Raw genomic sequence first — 7,040 nt, 5'->3', positions numbered from 1 at the left:
GAATACCTTCTGGTAATAAAAAACTGATAAGGGTTTGTTCGGCTTGATTCAAGGGAAGTTATAATTGTTGTAATACCACAAAGAAACAAATTATTTTATTCCCCCCAACTTTTCCGCTTGATCCCAAAAGATGCTACTAGCATAGTTTAGAATATCGATAAAAAAACCGGACTTTGAAGAGATCAAAGTCCGGTTGTACCCCGGAAGGGATTCGAACCCCTGACCCACGGTTTAGAAAACCGTTGCTCTATCCAACTGAGCTACCGAGGCTCATTTTTTAATGAGCTGCAAATATAGAAGTTCTATTTAATATGTAAAAATATATTTTAAACTATTTAGGATGTACTTTTTCTATTTCAAATAAGTATTTAAGAACGAAGCAATTAAAATAAAACTTAATCGAAATAAATTTGATTTTAGACGATAGAAAACATTATTTCTTATTCTACTCTTGATTAACAGATAGATTGAATACTCAAAAATATGATAAAAAGCTAAATTAAGCGTCCTCTCCGTTCCAAATATCGTCGTCAGCATGCCTAATTTTAGCATAGCCGAAGGATACACTCTTTAATTCTTCATGGTGATAATTTCTTTCAGGATTTTCCGGCAAGGTACTGTCGTGATCAGGAGACACTTTCCTTAAATGCTCAGGCTTTTTAACCTCTGGTAAATCATCGTGTACAACAGAAGGCGTTAAGATCTTCTTTATAGGATTATTGCTGTTTTCCATAATTTTAAGAGACTCAAATTTCAAGCCATAAGCAAAGGTGAGTTAAAATTTCGGCAATTGGTGTGTATTTGTAAAGAATAAGGGTTGAGGATAAGTTTTAGGCAAATACAAACCCGATTATAAAAAAGTGCGCACAAATAAATCATTGTTTATCTGTGCGCATCTGTGGTAAATTAACATCGAAAGATATTTCGACTTCGTTCAGGGCGACAAAACAAAAGTGCTTAGTAATTCCCTGTTACCCCTATTTCCAGGCCTCTAAGCTCGGCTAACCCCCTTAATCTGCCAATAGCAGAATAACCCGGATTAGTTGCTTTAGCTAAATCATCTAACATTTGGTGACCATGATCTGGCCGGAAAGGAATTGATTTATCGCGCAGTGCATTTTCTTCTGATAATGCTTTCATGATTTCGTACATGTTCACATCACCACCTAAATGATCTGCTTCGTAAAAACTACCGTCTTCATCTTTTTTAACATTACGCAAATGCGCAAAATAAACACGTTCTTTAACCGCATTAAAGATTTCTAAGGCGTTATTTCCCATACCGGCACCTAGCGAACCTGTACAGAAACAAACACCATTAAAAGCCTGATCTACTTCTTTAATGATATAATTAAAATCTTCGAGTGTACTGGCTATCCTTGGCAACCCTAAAATAGCATAAGGTGGATCGTCTGGGTGAATCGTCATTTTAATACCTTCTTCTGTACAAACTTCAGCAATAGATGACAAGAAAAATTTCAAATTCTCCTTTAAGCCTTGTGTACCAATGGCTTTGTATTCATTAATACTATTACGCAAGGTTTCCAGCTCGATTTCTTTTTCGTTAGGAATACCCATTAATACATTGATCCGAAGATCTGCTAAATCCTGTTCTGTTAAAGTAGCATATTTAGCCGCTGCCCGATCTAAAATAGATTTCGAATAATCTGCTTCTGCACCTTCTCTCTTTAAAATATAAAGGTCGAAGATAGCCAGATCGATCCAATTAAAATAAAGCGCTTTAGATCCATCGGTCATTTCCAGATCCAGTTGTGTACGTGTCCAGTCTAAAACCGGCATAAAATTATAACATACGATCTTAATTCCGCAGGCCGATAGGTTACGCAAAGAGGTTTTATAATTTTCGATATAGTGTCCGGCATCGGCCCTGCGCGTTTTAATCGCTTCGTGTACAGGAACACTTTCTACTACCGACCAGGTTAAACCTACGGCCTCGATGATGGCTTTTCTTTCTTTAATATCTTCCAAAGGCCAAACTTCGCCATGTGGAATATGATGCAGTGCGGTTACAATGCCTGTAGCACCCGCCTGTTTAACATCCTGAAGGCTAACCGGATCGTTCGGACCGTACCAACGCCAGGTTTGTTCTAATTTTTTATATTTCATTATATTTGATTGCATTGATTTTAATGATTATACAGAATAGCAGTTAATTTTTAAACACCCGAAAATGCTGTAAATCCACCATCCACTTTAATGTTTTCGCCGTTTACAAATTTAGAGGCATCGCTCAGTAAATAAACCAAGGCACCAATTAGTTCTTCAGGGGCTCCGAAACGTTTAAACGGTGTTTTATAGATAATGGCTTCTCCTCTTGCGGTTAAACTACCATCTTCATGGGTTAACAAAGCCCTGTTTTGATTGGTGATAAAAAATCCGGGCACAATTGAATTGATCCTGATTTTATCCTGGTAGCGGTTGGCCAATTCTACGGCCATCCATTTGGTATAACAATCTATAGCTGTTTTGGCTAATGAATAGCCTAATACGCGTGTTATGGCCTGGTTGGCAGAAACCGATGAAATATTGACAATACTGCCGCCATTTTTGGCTATTTCTTTACCAAAAATCTGCGTAGGCAACAGGGTGCCAAACAAATTGAGGTCAAATGCCTGTTTTAAAGCCGGAATATTGAGATCGAAAATATCGCTGCCTGGCTGGATTACCGCCTCTGCCACATTGCCGCCTGCAGCGTTTACCAGTGCATCGATCCGGCCGAATGCTTTAATAATAGTTGCATTTGCATCCACCAGGTCCTGCTCATTCAATACATCGGCAATGATGTAAATGGCTTTGCCACCCGCATGAATTACATCTGCAGCCCTTTGTTTGGCTATTTCTTCGTTTCTTCCAATTATAACGATTGCAGCACCTGCGGCACACAAACCGTTAACAAAAGCCTCGCCTAAAATACCTGTAGCTCCTGTAACGACTACTACCTTATTTTTTAGCGAAAACAGGCTTTCTACTTCTTTTACCATTTGTTGAGTTCTTTTATAAGTTTATTCTACTACTAATGTTGTGATGGAGTGTGGCAAACTGGTTGTTGTTGCGGCCTCACCTTTAATCCATAAACTGTATTTTAACTGATCATCGGATTGATTCATGACCACTACAACCAACTTGCCATCGGGATTTAAAAAAGCGGTTGACTGCAATTTATCACGACTGGATGCTGCGCCTATTCTTTTTGCGCCCGGGCGGATAAATTTAGAAAAATGTCCCATATAATAATAAGCATTTGTATAAATCAATTTATCATTTTTGGTATCGGCATGTACGGGAGCAAAACAGAAGTTACCGACATGGTTTGGTCCACCATTTTCATCTAAAAGAATATTCCAATCTGTCCAGGCTGCTGTTCCGGCATTAAAATCGTTGATCATCGAATAACCGTAACGCTCGCCCAATGTCCAGTCATCTAATTTATTTACATCGTATTTTTCTTTACAGCCTTCAGTAAAAATGAGTGCTTTATCGGGGTACGCTTCATGTGTTTGTTTCACATTACCGAACTGCATTCCGCTGCCTGTCCAGGTTTCGTACCAGTGAAAACCAATACCCCAAACATATTTAGCCGCATCCCGGTCGTTTAAAATGGTACTGGCTCTTTGAAAAATCAGATCGCGGTTATGGTCCCAGGCAATTAGTTTTTTTGATGCGAGGCCCGATTTCTGTAAGGTTGGGCCTAAGAAGTTTTTAATAAAATCGCGTTCTTCTTCGGCCGTGAATATACAAGATTCCCATTTCTGTTTGGCCATCGGTTCGTTCTGCACACTTAAACCCCAAACCGGAATGCCCATAGCCTCGTAGGTTTTGATAAATTTGACATAATGATTGGCCCAGCTTTGGCGGTAGGCTGGCAATAAATGCCCACCCTGGATTAAACTGTTATTATCTTTCATCCAGGCTGGTGGCGACCAGGGGCTTACAAACAAGGGTAATTTACCTCCCGATGCGGCAATAGCCAGTTTAATTAAAGGGATTTTAAATTCTTCATCATGTGCTACACTAAAGGTTTTAAGGGCTGCATCATTATCCTGCACATAAGTATAACTTCCGCTCGAGAAATCGCAGCTGGCAATATTGGTACGGACTAAAGTATAACCGATGCCTTTATCGGGGTTGTAATAAGCGGTTAAAAGTTCCTGCTGGTTCTTTTTAGATAACTTGGCAAATGTTTCGGCAGAAGCATCAGTAAGTGCGCCACCAATACCAACCAAAGTTTGATATTTTACGGTAGGATCAACAAATATACAAGGCTCTGTTTCAAATGGTTGTTTATTTTCAACAAAATTTAAGGTTTCGGTTTTACTGATGCGGTATTCTGATTTTTCGGCAGTGGTATAAACGGTTACTTTTTTATTGGCAACGGTATAGGACTGTAACGGTTTAACGGCTTTTTTGTTCTGTGCGGCCGCAGTAAATGCAGTTGCCAAAACCAATAGGATGCTCAAATTTTGTTTCATTACAATATATTTATTTAATTTCGTCGTCTAAGCGACGTTTTTGCTATTATCAGCGGTACAATTTCCGAATAAATCGATCATTTGCACTATAAAATTTCAAAATTAACAGCTTATAACAGATTTGTTTTTGTACATTTCTGCATAACTATTTATCGCTTAATTATATATGAAATCATCCATTTTCTTTTTTCTTAACAAAGCTTCCAGGTAATAATAATCCGCATAATTAATTGGCACATCTATCTCCGACTTAGCCGGACGATGGCCAGTGCTATGCTCCAGGATAAAGCCATAGTTTTCACCAGGTTTGCTAGTGTATTTTGAACTTAAAGAATATAAAATTTTATCAGCAGCTGCCTTATATTTTTTACCATTGATACTGTATTTTGCCAATTCGTAAAGCGCTGAGGCAGTAATGGCTGCAGCGGACGCATCTCTGGAAACATCCGGAATTTTAGGATCGTTATAATCCCAGTATGGGATACCATCTGCAGGGGTTATTTTACTGTTTAAGATAAAACCCACAATACCATCAGCCTGAGCCAAATATGCTTTATTTTTAGTTTCAACATAACACATGGTATAGCCATACAATGCCCATGCCTGTCCACGTGCCCATGCTGATTCGTTTGCATAACCCTGAGCTGTTACCTTCTGACGTACATTGCCTGTTAAAGTATCGTAATCAATTACATGGTAAGAACTAAAATCAGGTCTGAAATGGTTTTTCATCGTGGTATTGGCATGTTTTACTGCAATCTTATAAAAAGAGGAGTCGCCTGTTAGTTTGGTGGTTTCAAATAACAGCTCCAGGTTCATCATGTTATCGATAATTACCGGATATTTCCACTTATCGCCATTATGATCCCATGATTTGATTACACCTGCAGTGGCATTGAACCTAGTGGATAAGGATTTGGCAGCCTGGATGATCACCGCTTTATAAGCAGGATCGTTAGTTAAGCGGTACCCATTGCCAAACGGACAATAGATCATAAAACCCAAATCGTGTGTGCCCGTATTAAATTGCTCTTTTTTAATATCTTCAGTATATTTTTTAGCCAGGTTCAGCCACTTTTTATCTTTGGTATATTGGTAGAAATACCATAGTTCTGCAGGAAAGAAACCACTGGTCCAATCTTTTGATACCACCATTTTAAATAGTCCATTCTCTACAGTGCGCGGTGAAACCAGGTTAGGTTTTACCTTTCTGGCCGAATCTACATTCTTGATCAGCACTTCGGTTTGTTTTGCTGCTGATGCAAATGCCTTTTTTACATCTGTTTGCTGTGCCTTTACTACACTGAAAGACAATATACTTAATGCCGTTATTGTGATTTTTAAGTTCATATTATAACCAGATTAATGGGTTACGAATAGGTAAATTTCTAATGACTTCTTCAACCTGGGGCTGATGGTCTAATTTTGCCCAGGTTTGGTACCAATTAGTTTGATGGTATTGTACTGCCCCAAACAGCAAAAAAGGCTGTGCTACGGGCCAATTTTCCCAATACATCACGTCGGGTTTTAAGGTCCATTTACTTTTATCGGCAATAAACGGATATAAATAAGTTAATCCTTTTTTGATGGATTTTCCATCAGCTGTTTCAAAATTCCAGAGGTTATCTTTGGGCGTCGATAAGATCTGGCAAAGCATGGTCATGGCATCGAGGTTAAAGATCGAATAGCCATAAGGTTTTGTTCTGGCCATTTCTAATGGAAAGCTACCGTCATTACCCATTTGGTTTGGCAGCAGGATGGTTTTATAGCGGGACCGTAAGGAATCGAGCATGTTTTCATCGCCACAAAGCTTGGCAAAAGATGCTACCTGCATGGCCCAGCAAGTGGCATGATTGTTTTTAACGGTTTTTTCCTGAATACCTGGCTTACTGGTGTTTAACCATAAGGTATAATCTGCAAACCATTTTTTTACACCTTTAACGGTATGCTGATCAAATGCTTTTGCTTTTTGCATGATGAACGCCCCCTGGGCCACCTCCATTAAGTGAATAGTATCGATAATGCCATAATTGCGGCCTGTAAACTTACCTTTTACCGCTTGAGCAAACCATAAATTGGGGTTCATTAATGTTTCCGAATGGATAAACCATGCTTGAAAATGCTTCACGGCTTGTTTAACATACTTTTCATCGCCGGTAATTTTATAAGCGGAGGCCAGCGCACCGATGATTTTACTAAAACGCACCATGGCCTTACGGTGCGCCAAAAAGTTATCAGGATTGGTGAGCCCATCCTTGTTGATGTAAGGTCCATCCGGATTTTGCGGGTCGGGCCAAAAATAGTCCGCTTCAGAAAAGAAATCATGCTTTCCGCCCGCACTTCTTGGCGAAGATGAGGCCGTAACGGTAATTGGTTTTTGCCGCATGGCCCAGGCTGCTTCAGTCAAAATCTGTTTTTTTAACAAAGCCTCAGCCTGTTTTTTAAAATCTGTTCCTTTCGGATTGGATTTCAGCGAAGCAAGTGTTGTCTCGGTAAAACAGAGCAGCACTGCTAATGCATAGATAATGATTCTTTTCATTGGCATATATT

At 39.3% G+C, this 7,040-nt stretch carries 6 protein-coding genes and 1 tRNA gene; all 7 read right to left on the bottom strand.

Features of this window, described 5'->3' with window-relative positions:
• Nucleotides 1-196 precede the first annotated feature (196 nt).
• A tRNA-Arg gene (locus HDC90_RS13185) sits at nucleotides 197-270 on the bottom strand.
• A 229-nt stretch (nucleotides 271-499) separates the two neighbouring features.
• Entirely contained in the window at nucleotides 500-733 is a 234-nt protein-coding gene (locus HDC90_RS13180; RefSeq protein WP_184467050.1) for a hypothetical protein, read from the bottom strand.
• A gap of 224 nt (nucleotides 734-957) precedes the next feature.
• Complete coding sequence (gene uxuA, locus HDC90_RS13175; protein ID WP_184467049.1) at nucleotides 958-2,127, bottom strand: mannonate dehydratase; 1,170 nt, start codon at nucleotides 2,125-2,127, stop codon at nucleotides 958-960.
• Nucleotides 2,128-2,177: 50 nt separating this feature from the next.
• A complete protein-coding gene (locus tag HDC90_RS13170) occupies nucleotides 2,178-3,002 on the bottom strand; it encodes an SDR family oxidoreductase (RefSeq protein ID WP_184467047.1) in 825 nt (274 codons plus the stop codon).
• Nucleotides 3,003-3,023: 21 nt separating this feature from the next.
• The gene (locus HDC90_RS13165) at nucleotides 3,024-4,490 is read right to left on the bottom strand and encodes a glycoside hydrolase family 30 beta sandwich domain-containing protein (RefSeq protein WP_184467045.1); all 1,467 of its coding nucleotides are present in this window, start codon (nucleotides 4,488-4,490) and stop codon (nucleotides 3,024-3,026) included.
• A 156-nt stretch (nucleotides 4,491-4,646) separates the two neighbouring features.
• Nucleotides 4,647-5,840: a glycoside hydrolase family 88 protein gene (locus HDC90_RS13160; protein ID WP_184467043.1), complete on the bottom strand. Its 1,194-nt coding sequence runs from the start codon at nucleotides 5,838-5,840 to the stop codon at nucleotides 4,647-4,649.
• 1 nt (nucleotide 5,841) lies between these two features.
• Entirely contained in the window at nucleotides 5,842-7,029 is a 1,188-nt protein-coding gene (locus HDC90_RS13155) for an alginate lyase family protein (RefSeq protein ID WP_184467042.1), read from the bottom strand.
• Between the last annotated feature and the right edge of the window lie 11 nt (nucleotides 7,030-7,040).

Source organism: Pedobacter sp. AK013, assembly GCF_014205835.1.
GTDB lineage: Bacteria > Bacteroidota > Bacteroidia > Sphingobacteriales > Sphingobacteriaceae > Pedobacter.
Note: the sequence above shows the minus strand (reverse complement) of the source record. Positions and strands in the feature narration are given on the sequence as shown.

Bases quoted from the DNA above. Each gene is read 5' to 3' on its own strand.
- HDC90_RS13180 (WP_184467050.1), bottom strand. From the start codon at position 733: ATGGAAAACAGCAATAATCCTATAAAGAAGATCTTAACGCCTTCTGTT.
- uxuA (WP_184467049.1), bottom strand. From the start codon at position 2,127: ATGAAATATAAAAAATTAGAACAAACCTGGCGTTGGTACGGTCCGAAC.
- HDC90_RS13170 (WP_184467047.1), bottom strand. From the start codon at position 3,002: ATGGTAAAAGAAGTAGAAAGCCTGTTTTCGCTAAAAAATAAGGTAGTA.
- HDC90_RS13165 (WP_184467045.1), bottom strand. From the start codon at position 4,490: ATGAAACAAAATTTGAGCATCCTATTGGTTTTGGCAACTGCATTTACT.
- HDC90_RS13160 (WP_184467043.1), bottom strand. From the start codon at position 5,840: ATGAACTTAAAAATCACAATAACGGCATTAAGTATATTGTCTTTCAGT.
- HDC90_RS13155 (WP_184467042.1), bottom strand. From the start codon at position 7,029: ATGAAAAGAATCATTATCTATGCATTAGCAGTGCTGCTCTGTTTTACC.